Here is an 18974-nt window from a genome sequence, read left to right as displayed (position 1 = left end):
GTCTCCCGTTCAAGATTCATGCTGCGCCAGAAAGTCCGCCACCGCGTGCATGGTGGGACCGCGTTCTTCCAGGTGGCACATATGGGATGAGTCGGGCATGACAATGGCACGTGCGCCGGGAATCAGCGCCGCATAAGGCGCTACACAAGCCGGAGTGGCTTCGTCGTAATGGCCCGAGATAATCAGGGTGGGTGCCACGACGTCATGCAGCCGGGCGTCGATCTGCCAGTCTTTCAGGCTGCCGATGACATGGAATTCGGTGGGGCCGTTCATGGTGTGATAGACGGTCGGGTCGGATTCGATGGCGGCAAAGGTATGTTTTACCTCGTCGGGCCACTCGGGCAAGCGGCAGACATGGCGCCGATAAAAAGCCTCGGTGGCCTTCAGATAATCGGGGTGGTCGAATCTGCCGGACATCTCGTGTTGTTCCAGGGCGATGCGCTCCGGCGCCGGCAGGTGTGCGCGCAGCCGCAGCGCCTCGGCCACCCAGACCGGGAAGGAGGAGGGCGAAGACACGATGACCAGCGCCCGCAGGCCGGCCGGCTGCCGCACTGCGTGTTCTGCCGCCAGCATGCCTCCCCACGAGTGACCGAGCAGGTGGTAGGCATCGGATATGTCGAGGTGCGACAACAGGTTGTCGAGCTCTTCGAGAAACAGCTCGATCGTCCAGAAACCGGCGGGCGCCTCGGGAAGGTGGCTGGACCGGCCGTTGCCCAGCTGGTCGTAATGGACGACGAGGCGCCCGTCGTCCGCCAGGTCCTGGAATGCCAGCAGGTAATCGTGGGTGCAACCGGGGCCGCCGTGTGCGATCACCAACGGGGTTTTATCAGAAGCGGAATTTCCAGTAATTCGATACCAGGTGCGATGTTCCCTGTAGGGCGCATAACCCTCCCGACTGCTGTGGCTCGCCGACATTCATTTTCTCCTGATGTACGATGCTTCCAATGATTGCGGAATTCTGGTTGGTTCGGCGGCGGGCCACAACTATAAGAACTGACAGTTTTTTATGGCACCCGTATGGTTTCAAATTCGGTGACCCTTGGTTCGAGCCGTATCCGAATGGGAATAGGGTGACTGCGATGACTGGATTTCGCTACCGCCCCGGCCCGACTGCAACGAATCCACTTTCTGGAGAATCGATGTGAAAAAGTCTTTCATGGTCCTGGCGGTCATTTCGGCATCGGGCGGCGCCGCAGCGCAGTCGTCGGTTTCGATCTACGGCACTATCGATGCCGGCGCAGGCTATATCAAGTCCAGCGGCGCCGGCCATGTGGTCGGCCTGGTGACCGGCGGCAATACTACCAGCCGCCTTGGTTTTCGAGGCTCCGAAGACCTGGGGGGCGGATGGGCGGCAAGTTTCCGGTTGGAAGGCGCGGTGCAGAACGATACCGGCGGCGGCGCCAGTGCGACCACCGGGTTCGATTTCCAGCGCCGCTCGACCATCAGCCTGAGCAGCCCGTTCGGTGAATTGCGCATGGGCCGCGACTTCGCCGCGCACTTCGTCAACCAGTACACCTTCGACGTCACCGGCTCGCGTGGTGTCGGCCAGATGGAAACCCCCGGCGTCTCCACCGCCGGTGCCAACCAGAATGCTTTCCGCGTCAACAACGCGGTGGCGTATTTCCTGCCGGGCACCCTGGGCGGTTTCTACGGCCATGTGCAATATGCTTTCGGCGAACGCCCGTCGAGCACCGTGCCGACAGCCAACGCCAGCGGCATCAGCAACAGCGCGGCCAATGCGGCGACCAGCAAGAGCGGCAATTACCTGGGCCTGCGCGGCGGGTATGCCGGCGGTCCCCTGAACGTCTCGGTTTCTTACGGCCAGCAGATGGACGCCATCCGTACCGTCGGCACTTCCTTCTATGCGGCCGATTACAAGACCGCCAATATCGGTGCAGCCTATGACCTCGGTTTCATCAGGCCTCTGGCATTCTTCCAGCGCGAGCAGATGGCCGGGCGCGGCGCGATCCCGGGTTTCCGTTTCGACACCTTCAATATCGGGGCGACCGCGCCGTTCGGCCCCCATACGGTGCGGGTCCAGGCTTCGTACTACGAGGTGAAGAACGCCAGCCGCGAGGCCAGCAAGATTTCGGCGGGCTATATGTACCACCTGTCGAAACGCACGTTCCTCTATGGCGAAGTCGGCCGCATCGACAACAAGGGGGGCAATACCATGACCTTCGCGGGCATCGGCGGGCTGTCGTCGCCGGTGCCGACGCCGGGGGGACGCTCGACCGCGTTCACCGTCGGCCTTACCCACTCCTTCTGAGGCGCAGGCCGACATATGCCGGGCTCGGCAGGACGGTGATTTGCTATGTCCTGCTCGTGCCAAGTTACTGCGCGTTCGTGATCATCGACGCGTAGCCGCACGCGCCTACCCCAGCGCCAGCACCTCGACTTTCGTCAGCGGCCTGTGGTTTGCCATTTCATCCACCATGGGTGCCAGTTCACCATGGGCGACTTCAAATTCTCCCAGTGCAGGATCGAAGGTAATCATGCGCCCATGCCCGACATCGGCAAAAGCGATCGCATGCGCTTGAGATCCTGATTCCATGACCAGAACGCCGCGCCCTGCAGTCGCCATCAAACGGGCTGCATCTTCTATGGACCGGCCTCCGGTGTCAGGTTTCCATTCCAACTGCAAACCTTTCATTTCCGCAGCTTGCAAGATGCTGATTTCTCCGGGGGTGCCCGCGAGGTGTCCTGCGTGGTGCTGGAGGTGCAGAGTCCGCGCGCCGTGCTCGATGACGGAACCCTGCAGCAACTGGGCGAGGTGTGGGGCGCGGTGGCCGACAAGCGCGGCTGGAACCTGCAGCAGCTAATGGGCGACTGGGGGCCGGAAATCGCGGCCGTCATGACCACCATCACCATCGGCATGCGCCTGTCCAAGGCCGTGGGCCAGGAACTGGCGGCGCGCGAGCGCAAGCCGGAGCCCGCGCCGCAGCCGGGCACCGTCGATGCCGGGTAGCCGCAGCGGCACTAATCAGAGCACGTCGCAGACCGACAACCGGCGCGTGATCGGGCAGGGCGGAATCAGCGCGGAGGGCTCCAACGTGAGCTACTCGACGACCACCAACAACACCACGTTGGACGCGGACGTGGTGAACCGGGCGTTCGGCTTCGGAAATGGTGCGCTGGACTTCGCCAACGATTCGTTGGCCGGAGCGCTGGGCTTCGGTGAGCACGCCATGCGAATGGCCTCGGACGCCAACGCGGACGCCCTGGCCTTCGCCGACAGCAACGCCACGCGAAACAGCCAGATGGCCTACAACGTCGTGGGAGATGCCTTGGGCAGCAGCGATGCGGCCATGTCGCGCGCCCTCACGTTCGGTGCCAACGCGCTGGACGCAGCAGTGGGCTCCAGCGAGAACGCGCTGAGCCGTGCGCTGTCGTTCGGAAACACGGCGATGGATCGGGCCTACGGCACGTTGGCCGATTCGCAGAACCTCGTGAAGGACGCCTACGCGGACGCCAAGGGCCGCGGGGCGCTCACGGACAAGATGATCATGGGAGCCATCGCGGCCATGGCCGTGGTGGCCTTTGCGGCGATCAAAAAATGAGTTTCAAACCCTCTCAGTTCTACGATTTCACGGTGCCCGCGAACGGCGCCTATCTGCTCACGGTCGCGGGCGATTACTGGAAGATCATGGCGTCTTCGGGGCAGATCGCGATTAAGGCTGATTGGGGCGAACTGCGCGGCCTCATTGCCGGCCAGGGCCTGGAGGACAGCCCGTTTCAGCGCCTGTACATCACGGACATGAGCGGCGCGACGAACGCGGTGCGCATCTTCATCGGGGACCAGAAGTTCATCGACGGGCTGCAGGGCTCCGTGCAGGTGCAGGGCGGCACGGTCACCGTGTCGAGCGGGAACATCGTGGTGTCAGGCAGCGTCGCGACGACAAGTGCCGTGCAGCCGGTGGCCGTGATGGACAACCTGCAGAAGACCGTCACCAACGCAAGTGCGCAACTGCTCGCGGCGAAGGTGGGGCGGCAATACATGCTGGTCCAGAACCGGGACGCGGCGGCCTCGCTCTATCTGGCCTTCGGCAAGGCGGCCACAGTGGCGGCCGGCGTGCGCGTGGTGCCAGGCGGAGCGTTCGAGCTCGTAGGCACGATGACAGAGCAAGCCATATTCGCCATCGGCGACGTGGCAAGCAATGCCAACGTGGTCACGGTGGAGGGCTGAAGCATGCCAGTGACTGCAGGGCAAGGCGGGGGAGTGCCAAACATGACGCTCAAGGCGTGGGGCTACTTCCGCGGTGACGGGACGTTGGTCCGCGGCTTCAACGTCACATCCGTGTCGAGGACCGGGGCGGGACAGTACACGATCAATTTCACGGCGGCCATGGCGACGACGGCCTACGTGGCGCGCATCCTCGTGCAGAGCTCAGTCACGTCGGTGCAGGGCCTCATCGTCCCGAGCACCGCATCCGCGGCGCAGCTGAATTTCGTTCGCACGTCCGATGGCGGGCAGTTCGATGCGGCGGCCTATTTTGAGGTGTACGAATGATCCGCTGGCTGCTGGCCCTGGTGGGCGTGCTGGGAGTGGCGGCATTCGCTGCGCGGCGCCCCGCGGTGGCCAGCGCGGGCGACATGGGCGGGCTCGTGTTCGCCCCCTGGTCGGAGGTGCCGGGCAGCGGTGCAGCGATGCCCGATGAGCCGGACCAGCAGACCAATTTTTTTGAGGATGTGATGGTGGCAATCAACCCGACAACCTACGCGCCGGCGGCCGTGCCGCCCGACGTGGCGCAGATCAACCGGCGCGCCTTCTTGGACATGATCGCGTGGGCCGAAGGCACGACCGGCGACGATGGATATCGCACGCTCTTCGGCGGCGGCAAGTTCGATTCGTTCGCCGACCACCCGCGCATCTACGTGCCATTCCGGAACACCTCCAGCAGCGCGGCGGGGCGATATCAGATACTGGCGCGCACCTGGGACGGGCTGCGCGCGAAGCTGGGCCTGCCCGACTTCGGGCCGGACAGCCAGGATGCCGCGGCACTGGAACTGATCCGGGAGCGTGGCGCGCTCAATGACGTGGACGCGGGCCGAGTGTCGGCCGCCATCGCGAAGGTGGCGAAGGTGTGGGCCAGCCTGCCAGGCGCGGGCTACAGCCAACCGGAGCGCAGCCTGATGGCGCTCATGGGCGTGTATCAGCAGGCAGGAGGAAATCTCGCATGAGCGCAGCAGCACCATCCCCCAATCCGACGAACCTGCTTCTGCTCGCGGTGATCGGCATCGGGGCCTACTACATGATGAGTCGGCGCGCTTACGCGCAGCCGGTCTATGCCGGCCAGCAGCAGCAGCGCAACAACAACGCCGCAGCGCTACTGGCCGCTGGCGTGGGCGCGCTCGGAAAGCTGTTTGGTGGCGGCGGGTCGAGCGGCTCCAGCACGCCCCTGTTGGGCACCTGGGACGGCCGCTCGCAGACCCCATGGGACGTGACGCCGCAGGGCTCGGACGGGCCGCGCTACAACAACCCATCGGCATATGTGGCCGATGATGGGCTGGCGTACAACCCGAGCAACTACGCGCCCTGGGACTCGATGCAACTACCTTACGGGACCATGTGATGGAGAGGCGAATCGTCATCGGCGTGGCCGCTGCGGCGGCCATCGTGGCACTGCTCTACATGCGCAAGCGGCAGGCCGCCAGCGAGGCCGCGGGCACGGGCGTGCTGACCAGCAATGCGGGGGCGCTGAATGCGGCCCTGGGCAATGCCTCCAGCACCACGGCGGCGGCCTGGGGTGGCACGATGCCATCGCTCGCAGATGCCCTGAAAAACGCGCACGTCGCGGACAAGGTGGCGGCGTCGCCGGCCCCGGTGAACCAGGTCAAGCCGCAGCGCGTCGAGTCGGTATTCGTGGCCGCTGCGCCGGCTCCGGTGGCATCGTCGTCCGGCGCGGCCTGGGGCGGGATGTCGGCGGCGCCGGCTCCGGCGCGTGACTTCTCGTCCACCGTCAGCGCCGCGGGCCTACGCACCTATGCGGACGGCAGCACGCACCAGATGAGCGACAGCGAGCTCTACATGTTCAACCTGCAGCGCGGCGGCATCAACGCCGCAGCGGCGATGGGGTACTGACCGATGGACGCGCAGGGCCTCGCGGTGCGCGTGGTGCTGGTGGCCGCCGGCGTGGGCCTCGTCGTGTGGGCCGGGCGGCGTATATCGCAGGCCGTGGCAGGGACCGGGGGCTACGTGGACCAACTGGCAGCCTGGGGAAGCCAGGCAGCGACGGCCATCACGCCATGGAGCCCGGACAACGTGGCCTACCAAACGGTCAATCGGGCCGTTCAGTCCGTCCCGGGGTATGAGCAAGACACGTTCGGTACCGCCATCTACCGATGGCTGCACCCGGAACAGGACGATCACAACAGCAGCTACTACACGGGGACGCCGGCACCGGCCGTGCCTGGGTGGAGCACGGGGGGGCGGGCGCTACAACAACCCCAGCGCCTACACGCCGCCCGAAACCATCGTGCCCGACTACTCGGGCGCGGGCGTATGGGGTTGATGAGGGGAAAAGATGAAGCTGCAATACATCCTCGGCCGCATGCGCGAGCCGTCCACCTGGGCCGCAATCTCGGCGCTCGGCGTCGTGTTCGGCCTGCCGCCGGGCACGGTGGATTTGGCCGTGCAGGTCGGCGTGGCCGCCACGGGCATCCTCGGCGTGCTGCTGCCGGACAAGGGCGCCACGGCGCCGAAGGTGGCACCGTGAACCATGAACTGCTTGTCCAGATTTTGGGCATGATCGCCACCGGAGCGGGCGTGTACGGGGCGATCCGGGCTGACCTTGCCCGTGCCCTGGAAATCGCCACCGCGGCCCGGGATTCGGCCACGGAGGCCCACCGGCGCATCGATGGGCGCGGGGGGTCGAAGTGAAGCTGCCGGCCTTCCTGCCGTCGCCTGCGGAAATCGGGCGCGAAACCATCATCCTGATCTGCGGCGCGCTGCTGGCGGCCGTGATCATGTCCAACTGGCCCCAGGGCCGGACCTTCATCCGCAACGCCTGGGGCGAACCAGGCACCCACTGAAAGGAGAAAGCCATGGCACGCAAACGCACGCGCAAGCGCACCCCGCCGCGGGGGAAGAACGGCCGCTTCAAGAAGCGCCGCTGACGAAAAGGGCCGCCGCGTGCGGCCCTTTTTCATGGGGGTCGTTGGCGCAGCCGAAGTCCCCGATGCGCTCCAGTCGGGCGATGCGTGCCCGCAAATTCGCCATTTCAAGACCCTGTGATTCACTCAGGTTTTTCCACACCATCGCGGTGTTGTGGAGCTCGCAGTCCAGCGTGGACAGGCCGTAACTCGATTCCCAAAAAAGGGCCAGCAGTACGGCCCGCGGAGCCCTGTCGAGGGCCTTCCAGCCGTACGCGGTGCGCACGCTGACCCCCAGGTAACGGGCCAGCTCGGCGGGTGATGGGTTGCCCAGGTCGGGCAGGAGCTGCGACAGAGCGGGCAGCGCGCGGGGTGCCAGTTGCTTCATGCCGCCAGTACGGCAGGCGTCCTGGCGTAGATACGGGGGGATCTGCGGATCAAGATTCCGGCGACGCTGGCGATGGCGATAATCAGGTAGATACGATGTATATTATGTCAAACTATAAAACCGATGCAGACTCGGGAGTCCTCACCATCGTGCAGCAAGCCACCCCCAGTGTCTTCACCCTTTTGCCTTCCTGACCCTCGTCGAGGCCGCCGTCCTTTTAGGCGAGCTGACCGGCAACCTGTCCCTCAACTCACTCAGCATGGCCAGCATCTCGCCGCTGCGATCGTCGAGCTTGCGCTGCAGTTGCCGGGCCTCATCCCGGACCGCCTGCAGGTCCTGCGCGAGGTTGGCATTGTCGGCGTGCAGCGTGCCGACCTGGCCTTCGAGTGCCCGCGCCCGGTCCCGGGCATCGGAGAGCGCCTTGGCGGATTTCTTCTGTTCGCTTTCCAGCTGGAGCGCCAGCCGCCGGGATTCCTGGCGGGCCCGGTCCACTTCGGCGTGGAGCCGGCGTTCCTGGGCCTGGGCCCGTTCTTCGAGGCGGGCACGTTCGGCCTGGTGGTCTGCTTCCCGGGCTTCCTGGCGTTTCCGGTCCGCGTCCGCGGTCTTGCGCAGTTGGGCGTTGTCGGAACGGGCCGTGTCCAGCTGCTGCCGGCAGGCCAGGAATTGCTGCTGCAGTTCCCGGGCCTGCCGCGCCGCTTCGGCGATCTGGGCGTCGCGGGCCTGCAGGGCGACCACGTAGGCCTCTCCACGGTCGTCCAGGCGTTGCTTTTCCCGCGCCAGCTCGTCCTGGATCAGGCGCAGGGCTTCGGCCTGTGCATCCAGTCCGGCGCGGGACTGGGCGAGACGGGCGGCCGCCGATTCGTCCGCCTGCTGCAGCGCCCGGGCCCACAGCGCTTTCGCCGCCCGGACAACGGGTGCGGGCAAGGCTTGCTCGACACCTTCCGCGGGGTCCGGGGTGTCTGCCGGCGCCTGGAGCCGCCTGGCCAGCGTCGCGTACCAGCTGTCGAGCATGGGCCCCACCGTGTTCGGCGACCCCCTGCCCAGTTGGTGCCGCACCCTTTCGACGGTGGGGCGCTCGCCCAGCGCGAGCACCGCATCGGCCGCCGCCCAGACCTCTTCCATCTGCACACCGCGCGGTCCTCTCAGCATTTTGGCTGGCATCGTCCTCTCCCCTTCCTGCAATTACCCACGATAAGAGGTTCTTATCGTGAGTGACGTGACATGTAATGTATAAAACAATACATTGTATGTATGAAAACACGCAAATCGCCTGGTTCTCGCGTGCCCATGCCCCTGCCCAAACCGGGAAACCTGCCCGCGCTGCAGCCGGAAATGCTGTCCGACGCGACTGCGCAGGCCGTGGAGGAGCTGATGCGCGAAGGCGAGTCGGCCAACACCCTGGCGAGTTACCGCTCTGCCCTGCGGTACTGGGCGGCCTGGTTCAACCTGCGCTATGGGCAGCCGATCACGCTCCCCGTGCCGCCGGCCGCGGTGCTGCAGTTCATCGTGGACCACGCCCAGCGTAGCTCGGCCGACGGGCTGCTCCACGAATTGCCGCCCGCGATCGATGCGGTCCTGGTGCAGGCCGGGTTCAAGGGCAAGCCGGGCCCCATGGCCCTCAACACGCTGGTGCACCGGATCGCGGTGCTCTCGAAAACCCACCAACTCAAGGAGGTCGAGAATCCCTGCCAGGACGCGAAGATCCGCGACCTGCTGGCCAAGACTCGCCGGGCCTACGGCAAGCGTGGCGACCTGCCCCGGAAGAAGGACGCGCTGACGAAGGACCCGCTGATGGCCATGCTGGAAACCTGCGACCTGTCAACGCTCAAGGGCCTGCGGGACCGCGCCCTGCTTCTTTTCGCGTTCGCCAGCGGCGGGCGGCGCCGTTCGGAAGTTGCCGGCGCCGACATGAAGCACCTGCGGCGGCACGGGGTGTCGTCGTTCACGTTCGTGCTGGCCCACTCCAAGACCAACCAGCACGCGGCGGACCGGCCGGAAAACTACAAACCCATCGCCGGCATGGCCGGAGAAGCCCTGCAGGCCTGGGTGGAAGCCGCGCGCATCACGGAGGGGCCGGTGTTCCGGCGGGTATTGAAGGGCGGCAGGCTGGCGGGTGCGCTGTCCCCTGCCGCGGTGCGCGACATCGTCAAGGAACGCGCGCGGGCCGCCGGGCTGTCCGAGGACTACTCCGCGCATTCGCTGCGGTCGGGCTTCGTCACCGAGGCGGCGTCCCAGAACGTGCCCCTGGCCGACACGATGGCCATGACGGGGCACCGCAGCGTTGCGACCGTCATGGGGTATTTCCGTTCGACCGGGTCGAGCCAGGCGGCCCATCTGCTCGACCCCAAGGCACCGCCCGACCGGTCCTGAATTTGCCCCGCACAATGCAGGCATGAATTCCGGCTCCCTGCTTCCCCGCGCCTGGATGCGACTGCCCTCCGGCGCGCACCTCGACCTGATCGATCCGGACCCTGGCGCGTGGACCGACAGGGACCTGGCGGTGCGGCTGTCGCGCACGGCCCGCTGGGGCGGCGAGTCGGCGTGGCCGCTGCCGTTGTCGGTCGCGCAGCATTCGCTGCTGGTGCTGGAGCTCCGGCGAGCCGTCGCTCCGGGGCCGCTGAGCGCCGGGGAAGAACTGCAGGAAATCCTGCACGACGCGGAAGAAGGTTTCCTGGGGTTCGATTGCATCTCGCCGCTGAAGGCCGTGCTGGGCGAACCCTTCCGCGCCGTGGCGGACCGGCTCATGCAGGCGGTCGCGCAGCGCTACGGTTTGCCGGACTGGACGCCGGAGGGCCACCGGCTGCACAAGGCGGCGGATCTGGCCGCCGCAGCCACCGAGGCCGTGCATTGCGTAGGCTGGACGCATGGCGAGGTACGCGACATTCTGCGCATCGATGCGCCCGTGATGGGCATCGACCCGCTGGCGGCCCGATACGGCGACACACCCTGGGAGCCCTGGCCGCTCGACGTAGCGGCCGAGCGCTTTCATGCCGCACTGCAGGATGCACTGGCCCGGCGCAATGCACAGAGGGCAGGCGCCTGCCGAGAGCATCTATTTGGCGCCTCGCCGAAGCGATGACCCGATGGCTTCACGCCGTGGCCAGCCGCTCTTTCGCCAGTTTCGAGCCTTCCGCCAGCGCCTGGAGCTTGCGCCACGCCACGTCGCGCCCCATCGGGGCCAGTCCGCAATTGGTGCATGGAAACAGCCGCTCCTTCGGCACGAACTCGAGGGCGCGGCCGATGGTGTCGGCCACCTCCTCCGGCGTCTCGACCACGTCGCTCGCCACGTCGATCACACCGACCATCACGTCCTTGCCGGCCAGCAGCCGCATCAGGTCGGGCGGCACGTGGGAATGGATGCATTCCAGGCTCACCTGATCGATGCGGCTTCGGGCCAGCGCGGGGAACACCGTCTCGTACTGGCGCCATTCGTCGCCCAGCGTGCTCTTCCAGTCGGTATTGGCTTTGATGCCGTAGCCGTAGCAGATGTGCACGGCCGTCGTGCAGGTCAGTCCCTGCGCCGCGCGCTCGAGCGCCTGCACGCCCCAGTCGGCAGCATCCTTCATGTACACATTGAAGGCGGGCTCGTCGAACTGGATGATGTCCACGCCATCGGCCTGCAGGGCGAGCGCTTCCTGGTTGAGCAGTTCCGCGAACGCGAAAGCCATTTTCACCTTGTCGCCGTAGAAGCGGTCCGCCACGGTATCGACGATGGTCATCGGGCCCGGCAGGGTGAATTTCAGCTTCTTTTTCGTGTGGGCGCGCGCCAGCTGCGCCTCGAAGGCGTGCACGCGGCCTTTCAGGCGCAGGCTCGAGACCACCTGCGGCACCATCGCGTCGTAGCGGTTGTCGCGGATGCCCATCTTCACCTTGTGCTCGAAGTCGATGCCTTCGACCTGCTCGAGGAAGCCGTGCACGAAGTGCTGGCGCGACTGCTCACCGTCGCACACGATGTCCAGGCCCGCGTCTTCCTGGGCCTTGATCCACAGCAGCGTCGCGTCGGCCTTGGCCTGGCGCAATGCCTCGCCCTCGGCCCTCCACTGGGGCCAGAGCTTGTGGGTTTCGGCCAGCCAGGCGGGCTTCGGGAGGCTGCCGGCAATGGAGGTTTCGAACATCGGGGGGGAATCCTTTCAAATAAAGAGAAATGGTCGGGGCGGGCGGCATTCAGAGCGGGCAGGCGGCCGCCCATCGGTCCAGCACGTTCCTGTACGGCTTGATGAAGTGCTCCTCCGCGAACCTGCCCTGCTGGACCGCCAGCTGGCTGCGCTCGACCCGGTCATACACGATCTGCGTCAGCGAGTAGTCCTGGTTTTTCAGGCTCGGTCGATAGAGCGCGCCGGCGGCCGAGTTGGCGTTGTAGATCTCCGGGCGGTAGATCTTCTGGAACGTCTCCATGGTGCTGATGGTGCCGATCAGTTCCAGAGGCGTGTAGTCGTTCGGCAGGTCGCCGTGGAAGTAGAACGCCAACGGTGCCACGCTATTCGGGGGCATGAAGAAACGGACCTGCATCCCCATCTTGGCGAAATACCGGTCGGTCGAGGACAGCTCGTCCTGTCGGTACTCGATGCCCAGCACGGGATGCCGGTTGCCGGTCCGCTCGTACGTCCTGCTGGTGGACACGCTGATGCAGATGACGGGTGGCTTGCTGAAGTGCTGGCTGTAGGCGTCCGATCGGGCGAACTGCTTGAACAGCTTTCCATGCAGGTCCCCGAAGTCGTCCGGGGTGCCGAACTCCGCACGATCGGCGTTGTAGTCCGGCAGCAGGACGCTGAAGTCGTAATCGCGGACATACGAGGAAAAATTGTTCCCCGCGATGCCGTCGATGCGTTGGTTCGTCTGCCTGTCGAGCATGCTGGTCTTCAGGATCTCGATCAACGGGAACGTGCCGTTGCCGCCGGCGGCGCCGATGCGCATCTCGACGGAGACGATCTCCAGCGCGACGGCATAGCGATCGCCCGCCGGGTTGTCCCAGTGCGCGAGGTCATTGAAGCGGTTGTCGATCATCCTGAGCGTGTTGCGCAGGTTCTGCCGGCGGTTCGGTCCCCGGGCCAGGTTCGCGAAGTTCGTGGTGATGCGCGTGCTGTCCGATGGCTGGTAGTCCTCATCGAAACAGATGCTCTTGAGCGTGAATTGGAGTTCCTGGTGCATCGCAGTTCCAGTGGGCAGGTTCTTGGGTGATGGGTGGGTTCATGCTTCAGGCTTCGGCCAGCTCTTCCATCGGGAGGGGCCTGGCTGCGCGCGCCAACCCCAGCAACGGCAATGCCCTTTCGACGGCCAGCCTCGCCCGCTCCGCCAGGGCTTCGTCCCGTAGCCGGTAGTCCAAGAAGTCCTTGTCGGTCGCATAGACGCCGAGCGGCAGCGTACGCGCCTGGAAGAAGCTGAACAGCGGCCGCAGCTGGTGCTCGATCACCAGCGCATGGCGCTCGCTGCCGCCGGTGGCCGCCAGCAGGACGGGCTTGTCGATCAGGGCGTCCTGGTCGATGAAATCGAAGAAGTGCTTGAACAGGCCGCTGTAGGAGCCGCGGTACACCGGTGTCGCCACTACCAGGACATCGGCCTGTTCGACGGTCGCGAGCTCCCGCTCCACCGCATCGGGCAGCTCGGTCCGGCGGACCGCGCCCGCGAACTGCGGTGCGAGCCGGCCCAGCTCGACCAGGTGCTGTTCGCAAGGTACGTCCTGCGCGATCAGGTCCAGCAGGTGCTCTGCCAGCGTGGCGGTCCTGGAGGGAGATTGCAGCCCGCCGGAGACTGCGGCCAGGCGAAGTGGGCGCGTCATGTTTTTCCTTCCTGTGAATGCTTCGATGGGGGATGCTATGGATCTCAACCAATGAAGTAAAATGGTTTTATTTCAACAATCCATGAATCAGGATCATTGAAATGCTTGAGCGCATCCACCTCAGCATCGTCCAGCAGGTCGAGAAACAGGGGTCCTTGACGGCCGCCGCGGGCGTGCTGAACCTCACCCAGTCGGCCCTGAGCCACAGCATGAAAAAACTGGAGCAGCAGCTGGGCACCGATGTCTGGCTGCGCGAAGGCCGCAGCCTGCGCCTGACGCAGGCGGGCCAGTACCTGCTGGCGGTGGCCAACCGGGTGCTGCCGCAACTCCATCTTGCCGAAGAGCGGCTGGGCCAGTTCGCGCAGGGCGAGCGCGGCGCGCTGCGCATCGGCATGGAATGCCATCCTTGCTACCAGTGGCTGCTCAAGGTGGTTTCGCCCTACCTGGCCGCGTGGCCCGACGTCGATGTGGACGTCAAGCAGAAGTTCCAGTTCGGCGGCATCGGCGCCCTCTTCGGCTACGAGATCGACCTGCTGGTCACGCCCGATCCGCTGTACAAGCCCGGCCTGAAGTTCGAGCCCGTGTTCGACTACGAGCAGGTGCTGGTCGTGGCCGGGAACCATCCCCTGGCTTCGGCGGCCTGGGTGAAACCGCAGCAACTGACCGGGGAGGTGCTCATCAGCTACCCGGTGGATATCGAGCGCCTGGACATCTACAACCAGTTCCTGCTGCCGGCGGGCGTCACGCCCCGGCGCCACAAGGCCATCGAGACCACCGACATCATGTTGCAGATGGTGGCCAGCGGCCGCGGCGTGGCCGCCCTGCCGCGCTGGCTGGTCGAGGAATACGCGGCCAGGATGGACGTGGTGCCCGTGCGGCTGGGGGCGCGCGGCATCGCCAAGCAGATCTTCCTGGGCGCGCGCGAGGCAGAAACCGCCATCGACTATGTCCGGGCCTTCATCGAACTGGCGCGCCAGCCTGCCGTTCAGGTGTAGCGCTTCTCCAGCGCATCCCATTCGGGCTTGCCCACCAGGCGCTGGCGCTCGGCGAACGGGGTGACGAGTCCGCCCGATTCCTGCACTTCCCGTTCGTCGCGCAGCACTGTCAGGGCCTTCTGCATGCCTGCCACGGCGCCCTGCAGGGCGGCGTTGGCGTAGAGGACGATGCCGAAGCCCATCTCGCCCAGTTGCCCGGCGTCGAAGATGGGCGTCCGGCCGCCGATCACCATGTTCATGAGCTGGGGTTTGGACAGGCGTCGCGGCAGCGCGCGCACCTCTTCGGCCTGCGTCACGGCCTCGACGAACAGGATGTCCGCACCCGCCTCGGCGAATTTCTGAGCGCGCTCCACGGCGGCCTCGAACCCGTGCGTGGCAGCGGCATCGGTGCGCGCCATGATGAGCAGGTCGGGGTCGCGGCGCGCATCGACGGCGGCCTTGATCTTGCTGACGGCCTCTTCGGTGCCGATCACCTCCTTGCCCGAGAAATGGCCGCAGCGCTTGGGCGCGACCTGGTCCTCGAGCTGGATGCAGTCGGCTCCCGCGCGCTCCAGCGTGCGCACGGTGTGCACCACGTTCAGCGCGTTGCCGAAGCCGGTGTCGGCATCCACGAGCAGCGGTACCTCCACCGCATCGCGGATGCGGGCCGTGTGGTCGGCGATCTCGGCCAGGCCCATGAAGCCCTGGTCGGGCATGCCGAACCACATGTTGGTCACGCCGGCGCCGGTGACATAGATCGCCTTGAAGCCCAGGTCGGCGATCACCCGGGCAGAGAGCGCGTTGAAGGCGCCGGGCACGAGCAGGCCGCTGCGTGCCTCGACGAGTTGCTTGAGTTGTTTGCGGGTGGACATAAGGTGTGTTCCGGCAGGTTCAGAAGCTGTCGCCGGGCAGTCGCACCCAGCCTTCCATCAGTACGCGGGCGCTGCGGCTCATGAGGGCCTTGGTGACCGTCCATTGGCCGTTATCCTGCCGGGCCTCGGCCCCCACGCGCAGCGTGCCGGAAGGATGGCCGAAACGGACCGCATTGCGCGTGCCGCCGCCGGCGGCCAGGTGGACCAGCGTGCCGGGCACGGCCGCCGCCGCGCCGATGGCCACGGCCGCCGTGCCCATCATGGCGTGGTGCAGCCGGCCCATGGACAGGGCCCGCACCAGCAGGTCCACCTCTCCCGCCTGCACGGGCTTGCCGCTGGACGCCACGTAGTCCGCGGGCGGCGCCACGAAAGCGATCTTCGGTGTGTGCTGGCGTGTCGCGGCCTCGTTCACGTCCTTGATGAGGCCCATCTTCACGGCGCCCCAGGCGCGGATGCGCTCGAAGCGCGCCAGCGCGGCCTTGTCCTCGTTGATCGCGCCCTGCAACTCCCTGCCGGTGCAGCCGATGTCCTGCGCGTTCAGGAAGATGGTGGGAATGCCCGCGTTGATGAGCGTGGCGCGGAAGGTGCCCACGCCCGGCACATCCAGGTCGTCCACCACATTGCCGGTCGGGAACATGGCGCCGCCCTCCCCTCCTTCTCCCCCCTCGTCCGCCGGATCCAGGAATTCGATGGGTATTTCGGCCGCCGGGAAGGTCACGCCGTCCAGCTCGAACCCGCCCGTCTCCCGTACCTGCCCATGGGCGATGGGCACATGCGCCACGATGGTCTTGCCGATGTTGGCCTGCCAGATCCGCACGGTGCATGCCCCGTTTTCCGGGATGCGCGCCTGGGCGATCAGCCCGCTCGCGATCGCGAAAGGGCCGACGGCAGCCGACAGGTTGCCGCAATTGCCGCTCCAGTCCACGAAGGCACTGTCGATGGAGACCTGCCCGAACAGGTAGTCCACATCGTGGCCGGGCCGCGATGATGGCGCGAGGATCACTGCCTTGGAGGTGGACGAGCTGGCCCCGCCCATGCCGTCGATCTGCTTGCCGTAGGGGTCGGGGCTGCCGATCACGCGCAGCAGCAGCGCGTCGCGGGCGGCGCCGGGTTGCCGGGCGGCCTCGGGCAGGTCCTGCAGGCGGAAGAACACACCCTTGCTGGTGCCGCCACGCATATAGGTGGCGGGAATCCTGATCTGCGGTGCGAAAGCCATCTACGCTCCTGTGGGTTGGTTCGCGAGAAAGTCCTGCGCGAAGCGCTGCAGGACCCCGCCCGCTTCATACACCGAGGCTTCCTCGGCCGTATCCAGCCGGCAGGTCACGGACACCTGCACCGTCTCGCCATTCCTGCGGTGGATGACCAGCATGAGCTCGGCGCGCGGGCTGCGTTTGCCGGCCACGTCGTAGGTCTCGGTGCCGTCCAGGCCCAGCGTGAGGCGGTTCACGCCCGGCTTGAATTCCAGCGGCAGCACGCCCATGCCGATCAGGTTGGTGCGGTGGATGCGCTCGAAGCCTTCGGCCACCACCGTCTCCACGCCCGCCAGGCGCACGCCCTTGGCGGCCCAGTCGCGGCTCGACCCCTGGCCGTAGTCGGCACCCGCAATGATGATCAGCGGCTGGCGGCGGTTCAGATAGGTCTCGATGGCCTCCCACATCCGTGTCACCCGGCCGTCGGGTTCGATGCGGGCCAGCGAACCCTGTCGGACCTGGCCGCCGACCACCGCCATCTCGTTGACGAGCTGCGGATTGGCGAAGGTGGCGCGCAGGGCCGTGAGGTGGTCCCCCCGGTGTGTCGCATAGGAGTTGAAGTCTTCCTCGGGCAGGCCCATCTGGCGCAGGTACTCGCCGGCCGCGCTGTCCGGCAGGATGGCGTTCGACGGCGACAGGTGATCCGTCGTGACGTTGTCCGGCAGCAGCGCCAGCGGGCGCATGCCCTTGAGCGTGCGCGGGAAGGCCGCCAATGCGCCCACGCCCTCCGTGTCCCAGTACGGCGGACGGCGGATGTAGGTGGACTGGGGGCGCCAATCGTACTGCGGCGCAGCCTTTTTGCCATCGTCCACGCGGATCGCGAACATGGGTTCATAGACGGCACGGAACTGCCCGGGCTTGACGGCCCGGGCAACGATCGCGTCGATTTCCTCGTCGTCGGGCCAGAGGTCCTTCAGGCGGATGTCATTGCCGTCCACCACCGCGAGCACGTCGTTCTCGATGTCGAAGCGCACCGTGCCCGCGATCGCGTAGGCCACCACCAGCGGCGGCGAGGCGAGGAAAGCCTGCTTCGCACAGGGATGGATGCGGCCGTCGAAGTTGCGATTGCCCGAGAGCACCGCCGTGGCGTACAGGTCGCGGTCGACGATCTCCTGCTGGATCCGGGGATCGAGGGCGCCGCTCATGCCGTTGCAGGTCGTGCAGGCGAAGGCGACGATGCCGAAGCCCAGTGCCTCCAGGTCGCCCAGCAGCCCGGCTTCCTTCAGGTACAGCTCCACGGCTTTCGATCCGGGCGCGAGCGAAGTCTTGACCCAGGGCTTGCGCACCAGGCCCAGGCGGTTGGCGTTGCGCGCCAGCAGCGCGGCGGCGATCACATTGCGCGGGTTGCTGGTGTTGGTACAACTGGTGATGGCCGCGATGATGACGGCACCGTCCGGCATCCGGCCCTCGGCCTCCTCGGCGCGGGCCCTCTCGAGCTGGCTGGCGCCGGCGACGCCGCGGTCCACCAACGCCGAGGTGGGCAGGCGGCGGTGCGGGTTCGAGGGCCCGGCCATGTTGCGCACGACGGTCGAGAGATCGAAGTGCAATACGCGCTCGTACTGCGCGCCGCGCAGGCTGCCGGCCCAGAACCCGGCCGTCCGGGCATAGGTCTCGACCAGCTGCACCTGGCGTTCGTCGCGGCCCGTGAGGCGCAGGTAGTCCAGCGTCTGCTCGTCGATGGCGAACAGCGCGGCGGTGGCCCCGTACTCGGGGCACATGTTGGAGATGGTCGCGCGGTCGCCGACCGACAGGCTTTCGGCGCCTTCGCCGTGGAATTCGACGTAGGCCCCCACCACCTTTTCCCTGCGCAGGAACTCGGTCAGCGCCAGCACGATGTCGGTGGCAGTGATGCCCGGCTGGCGCCGGCCCGTGAGCTGCACGCCCACGATGTCGGGCAGGCGCATCCAGGAGGCACGTCCCAGCATCACGTTTTCGGCCTCCAGACCGCCCACGCCGACGGCGATTACGCCCAGCGCATCGACGTGCGGTGTATGGCTGTCGGTGCCCACGCAGGTGTCGGGGAAGGCCACGCCATCCTGAACGTACACGACCGGCGACATCTTCTCCAGATTGATCTGGTGCATGATGCCGTTGCCCGCCGGGATCACGTCGACGTTGGCGAAGGCCTTCTTCGTCCATTCGATGAAGTGGAAACGGTCCTCGTTGCGGCGCTCCTCGATCTCGCGGTTCTTGCGGAAGGCGTCGGGGTCGAAGCCGCCGCACTCCACCGCCAGTGAGTGGTCCACCACCAGTTGCACCGGCACGACCGGGTTCACGGCTGCCGGGTCGCCCCCCTGCTCAGCGATCGCGTCGCGCAGGCCGGCCAGGTCCACCAGCGCGGTCTGGCCCAGGATGTCGTGGCATACCACGCGCACCGGGAACCAGGGGAAGTCGGTCTCGCGCCGGCGCTCCGCCAGTTGGCGCAGGTAGCCGCCGAGCCGGGCGGGATCGGCGCGGCGCACGAGGTTCTCGGCGTGCACGCGCGCGGTATATGGCAGCCCGTCCCAGGCGCCCGGCTGGATGGCCTCGACGGCCTCTCGTGCGTCGAAGTAATCGAGATCCGTGCCCGGCAGAGGTTTGCGATGTTGTCTGTTCATCATGGGGAAAATCGGAAGCCAGGAA

The 18974-nt window shown here is 66.5% G+C and carries 24 protein-coding genes; 14 read left to right on the top strand and 10 right to left on the bottom strand.

The features are described from left to right. Positions 1-9: 9 nt before the first annotated feature. A complete protein-coding gene (locus BLR05_RS19710) occupies positions 10-915 on the bottom strand; it encodes a proline iminopeptidase-family hydrolase (protein ID WP_092837768.1) in 906 nt (301 codons plus the stop codon). A 226-nt stretch (positions 916-1141) separates the two neighbouring features. Between BLR05_RS19710 and BLR05_RS19705 the strand changes: the two genes are divergently transcribed. Beyond that, positions 1142-2269: a porin gene (locus BLR05_RS19705; RefSeq protein WP_225978869.1), complete on the top strand. Its 1128-nt coding sequence runs from the start codon at positions 1142-1144 to the stop codon at positions 2267-2269. 105 nt (positions 2270-2374) lie between these two features. Here the strand turns inward: BLR05_RS19705 and BLR05_RS26065 are convergent, their stop codons facing one another. After that, entirely contained in the window at positions 2375-2668 is a 294-nt protein-coding gene (locus tag BLR05_RS26065) for a hypothetical protein (protein ID WP_143015962.1), read from the bottom strand. On the opposite strand from BLR05_RS26065, the gene BLR05_RS19700 reads away from it, so the two are divergent. The 10 genes from BLR05_RS19700 to BLR05_RS26630 all read left to right on the top strand — a co-directional run bounded on the left by BLR05_RS19700 (position 2663) and on the right by BLR05_RS26630 (position 7032). Then, positions 2663-2968, top strand: a complete 306-nt coding sequence (locus BLR05_RS19700; protein WP_092837762.1) for a hypothetical protein — start codon at positions 2663-2665, stop codon at positions 2966-2968. The two genes, BLR05_RS26065 and BLR05_RS19700, sit on opposite strands and share 6 nt — an antisense overlap. Further along, positions 2958-3560: a hypothetical protein gene (locus BLR05_RS19695; RefSeq protein WP_143015961.1), complete on the top strand. Its 603-nt coding sequence runs from the start codon at positions 2958-2960 to the stop codon at positions 3558-3560. Before BLR05_RS19700 ends, BLR05_RS19695 begins: the two co-directional genes overlap by 11 nt. Continuing rightward, a complete protein-coding gene (locus BLR05_RS19690) occupies positions 3557-4186 on the top strand; it encodes a hypothetical protein (protein ID WP_092837756.1) in 630 nt (209 codons plus the stop codon). Before BLR05_RS19695 ends, BLR05_RS19690 begins: the two co-directional genes overlap by 4 nt. Positions 4187-4228: 42 nt before the next feature. Then, positions 4229-4510: a hypothetical protein gene (locus BLR05_RS19685; protein ID WP_092837753.1), complete on the top strand. Its 282-nt coding sequence runs from the start codon at positions 4229-4231 to the stop codon at positions 4508-4510. Beyond that, positions 4507-5181, top strand: coding sequence for a glycoside hydrolase family 24 protein (locus BLR05_RS27665; protein ID WP_353615684.1), 675 nt, complete (start codon positions 4507-4509; stop codon positions 5179-5181). Before BLR05_RS19685 ends, BLR05_RS27665 begins: the two co-directional genes overlap by 4 nt. Beyond that, positions 5178-5573 (top strand): hypothetical protein, encoded by a 396-nt coding sequence (locus BLR05_RS19675; protein WP_107204784.1) that lies wholly within the window; start codon positions 5178-5180, stop codon positions 5571-5573. The genes BLR05_RS27665 and BLR05_RS19675 overlap by 4 nt, the downstream gene beginning before the upstream one ends. Beyond that, positions 5573-6082, top strand: a complete 510-nt coding sequence (locus BLR05_RS19670; protein ID WP_092837747.1) for a hypothetical protein — start codon at positions 5573-5575, stop codon at positions 6080-6082. The genes BLR05_RS19675 and BLR05_RS19670 overlap by 1 nt, the downstream gene beginning before the upstream one ends. A 442-nt stretch (positions 6083-6524) precedes the next feature. After that, positions 6525-6716: a hypothetical protein gene (locus BLR05_RS19665; protein ID WP_092837744.1), complete on the top strand. Its 192-nt coding sequence runs from the start codon at positions 6525-6527 to the stop codon at positions 6714-6716. Next, positions 6713-6880 carry a hypothetical protein gene (locus tag BLR05_RS26635; protein WP_167361304.1) on the top strand — a complete coding sequence of 56 codons (168 nt, stop codon included), beginning with the start codon at positions 6713-6715 and terminating at the stop codon, positions 6878-6880. The genes BLR05_RS19665 and BLR05_RS26635 overlap by 4 nt, the downstream gene beginning before the upstream one ends. Beyond that, the gene (locus BLR05_RS26630) at positions 6877-7032 is read left to right on the top strand and encodes a hypothetical protein (protein ID WP_167361303.1); all 156 of its coding nucleotides are present in this window, start codon (positions 6877-6879) and stop codon (positions 7030-7032) included. The genes BLR05_RS26635 and BLR05_RS26630 overlap by 4 nt, the downstream gene beginning before the upstream one ends. Before the next feature lie 67 nt (positions 7033-7099). Here BLR05_RS26630 and BLR05_RS19660 read toward each other — a convergent pair whose 3' ends face one another. Both BLR05_RS19660 and BLR05_RS19655 read right to left on the bottom strand, forming a co-directional pair. Then, the gene (locus tag BLR05_RS19660) at positions 7100-7480 is read right to left on the bottom strand and encodes a hypothetical protein (protein WP_092837741.1); all 381 of its coding nucleotides are present in this window, start codon (positions 7478-7480) and stop codon (positions 7100-7102) included. 174 nt (positions 7481-7654) lie between these two features. After that, entirely contained in the window at positions 7655-8641 is a 987-nt protein-coding gene (locus BLR05_RS19655) for a DNA-binding protein (protein ID WP_092837738.1), read from the bottom strand. 126 nt (positions 8642-8767) lie between these two features. Here BLR05_RS19655 and BLR05_RS19650 point away from each other — a divergent pair, with 126 nt between their 5' ends. Together BLR05_RS19650 and BLR05_RS19645 are read left to right on the top strand one after the other, a co-directional pair. Further along, on the top strand, positions 8768-9850 hold the full coding sequence (locus tag BLR05_RS19650; protein ID WP_092837735.1) for a site-specific integrase: 1083 nt from the start codon (positions 8768-8770) through the stop codon (positions 9848-9850). Positions 9851-9872: 22 nt separating this feature from the next. After that, a complete protein-coding gene (locus BLR05_RS19645; RefSeq protein ID WP_092837732.1) occupies positions 9873-10559 on the top strand; it encodes a phosphohydrolase in 687 nt (228 codons plus the stop codon). A 10-nt stretch (positions 10560-10569) separates the two neighbouring features. Here BLR05_RS19645 and BLR05_RS19640 read toward each other — a convergent pair whose 3' ends face one another. The 3 genes from BLR05_RS19640 to msuE are packed head-to-tail and all read right to left on the bottom strand — an operon-like array spanning position 10570 to position 13256. Next, positions 10570-11595 (bottom strand): methionine synthase, encoded by a 1026-nt coding sequence (locus BLR05_RS19640; protein WP_092837729.1) that lies wholly within the window; start codon positions 11593-11595, stop codon positions 10570-10572. A gap of 49 nt (positions 11596-11644) precedes the next feature. Next, positions 11645-12628, bottom strand: coding sequence for a DUF1852 domain-containing protein (locus tag BLR05_RS19635; RefSeq protein ID WP_092837726.1), 984 nt, complete (start codon positions 12626-12628; stop codon positions 11645-11647). Between the two features lie 46 nt (positions 12629-12674). Then, the gene (gene msuE, locus BLR05_RS19630; protein ID WP_092837724.1) at positions 12675-13256 is read right to left on the bottom strand and encodes an FMN reductase; all 582 of its coding nucleotides are present in this window, start codon (positions 13254-13256) and stop codon (positions 12675-12677) included. A gap of 101 nt (positions 13257-13357) precedes the next feature. Between msuE and BLR05_RS19625 the strand changes: the two genes are divergently transcribed. After that, positions 13358-14251, top strand: a complete 894-nt coding sequence (locus BLR05_RS19625; RefSeq protein WP_092837721.1) for a LysR family transcriptional regulator — start codon at positions 13358-13360, stop codon at positions 14249-14251. On the opposite strand, the gene BLR05_RS19620 is transcribed toward BLR05_RS19625, so the two are convergent. Genes BLR05_RS19620 through acnD form a run of 3 tightly spaced genes read right to left on the bottom strand, consistent with a single transcriptional unit; the run spans position 14242 to position 18949 of the window. Further along, entirely contained in the window at positions 14242-15102 is an 861-nt protein-coding gene (locus tag BLR05_RS19620; protein WP_092837718.1) for an isocitrate lyase/PEP mutase family protein, read from the bottom strand. The two genes, BLR05_RS19625 and BLR05_RS19620, sit on opposite strands and share 10 nt — an antisense overlap. A gap of 19 nt (positions 15103-15121) precedes the next feature. After that, on the bottom strand, positions 15122-16318 hold the full coding sequence (gene prpF, locus BLR05_RS19615; protein WP_092837715.1) for a 2-methylaconitate cis-trans isomerase PrpF: 1197 nt from the start codon (positions 16316-16318) through the stop codon (positions 15122-15124). Continuing rightward, on the bottom strand, positions 16319-18949 hold the full coding sequence (acnD, locus tag BLR05_RS19610; RefSeq protein ID WP_092837866.1) for a Fe/S-dependent 2-methylisocitrate dehydratase AcnD: 2631 nt from the start codon (positions 18947-18949) through the stop codon (positions 16319-16321). Positions 18950-18974: the final 25 nt, after the last annotated feature.

It is taken from the genome of Paracidovorax cattleyae, assembly GCF_900104515.1.
Classification (GTDB): Bacteria; Pseudomonadota; Gammaproteobacteria; order Burkholderiales; family Burkholderiaceae_C; genus Paracidovorax; species Paracidovorax cattleyae.
This window is presented reverse-complemented; position numbering and strand designations above follow the sequence as displayed.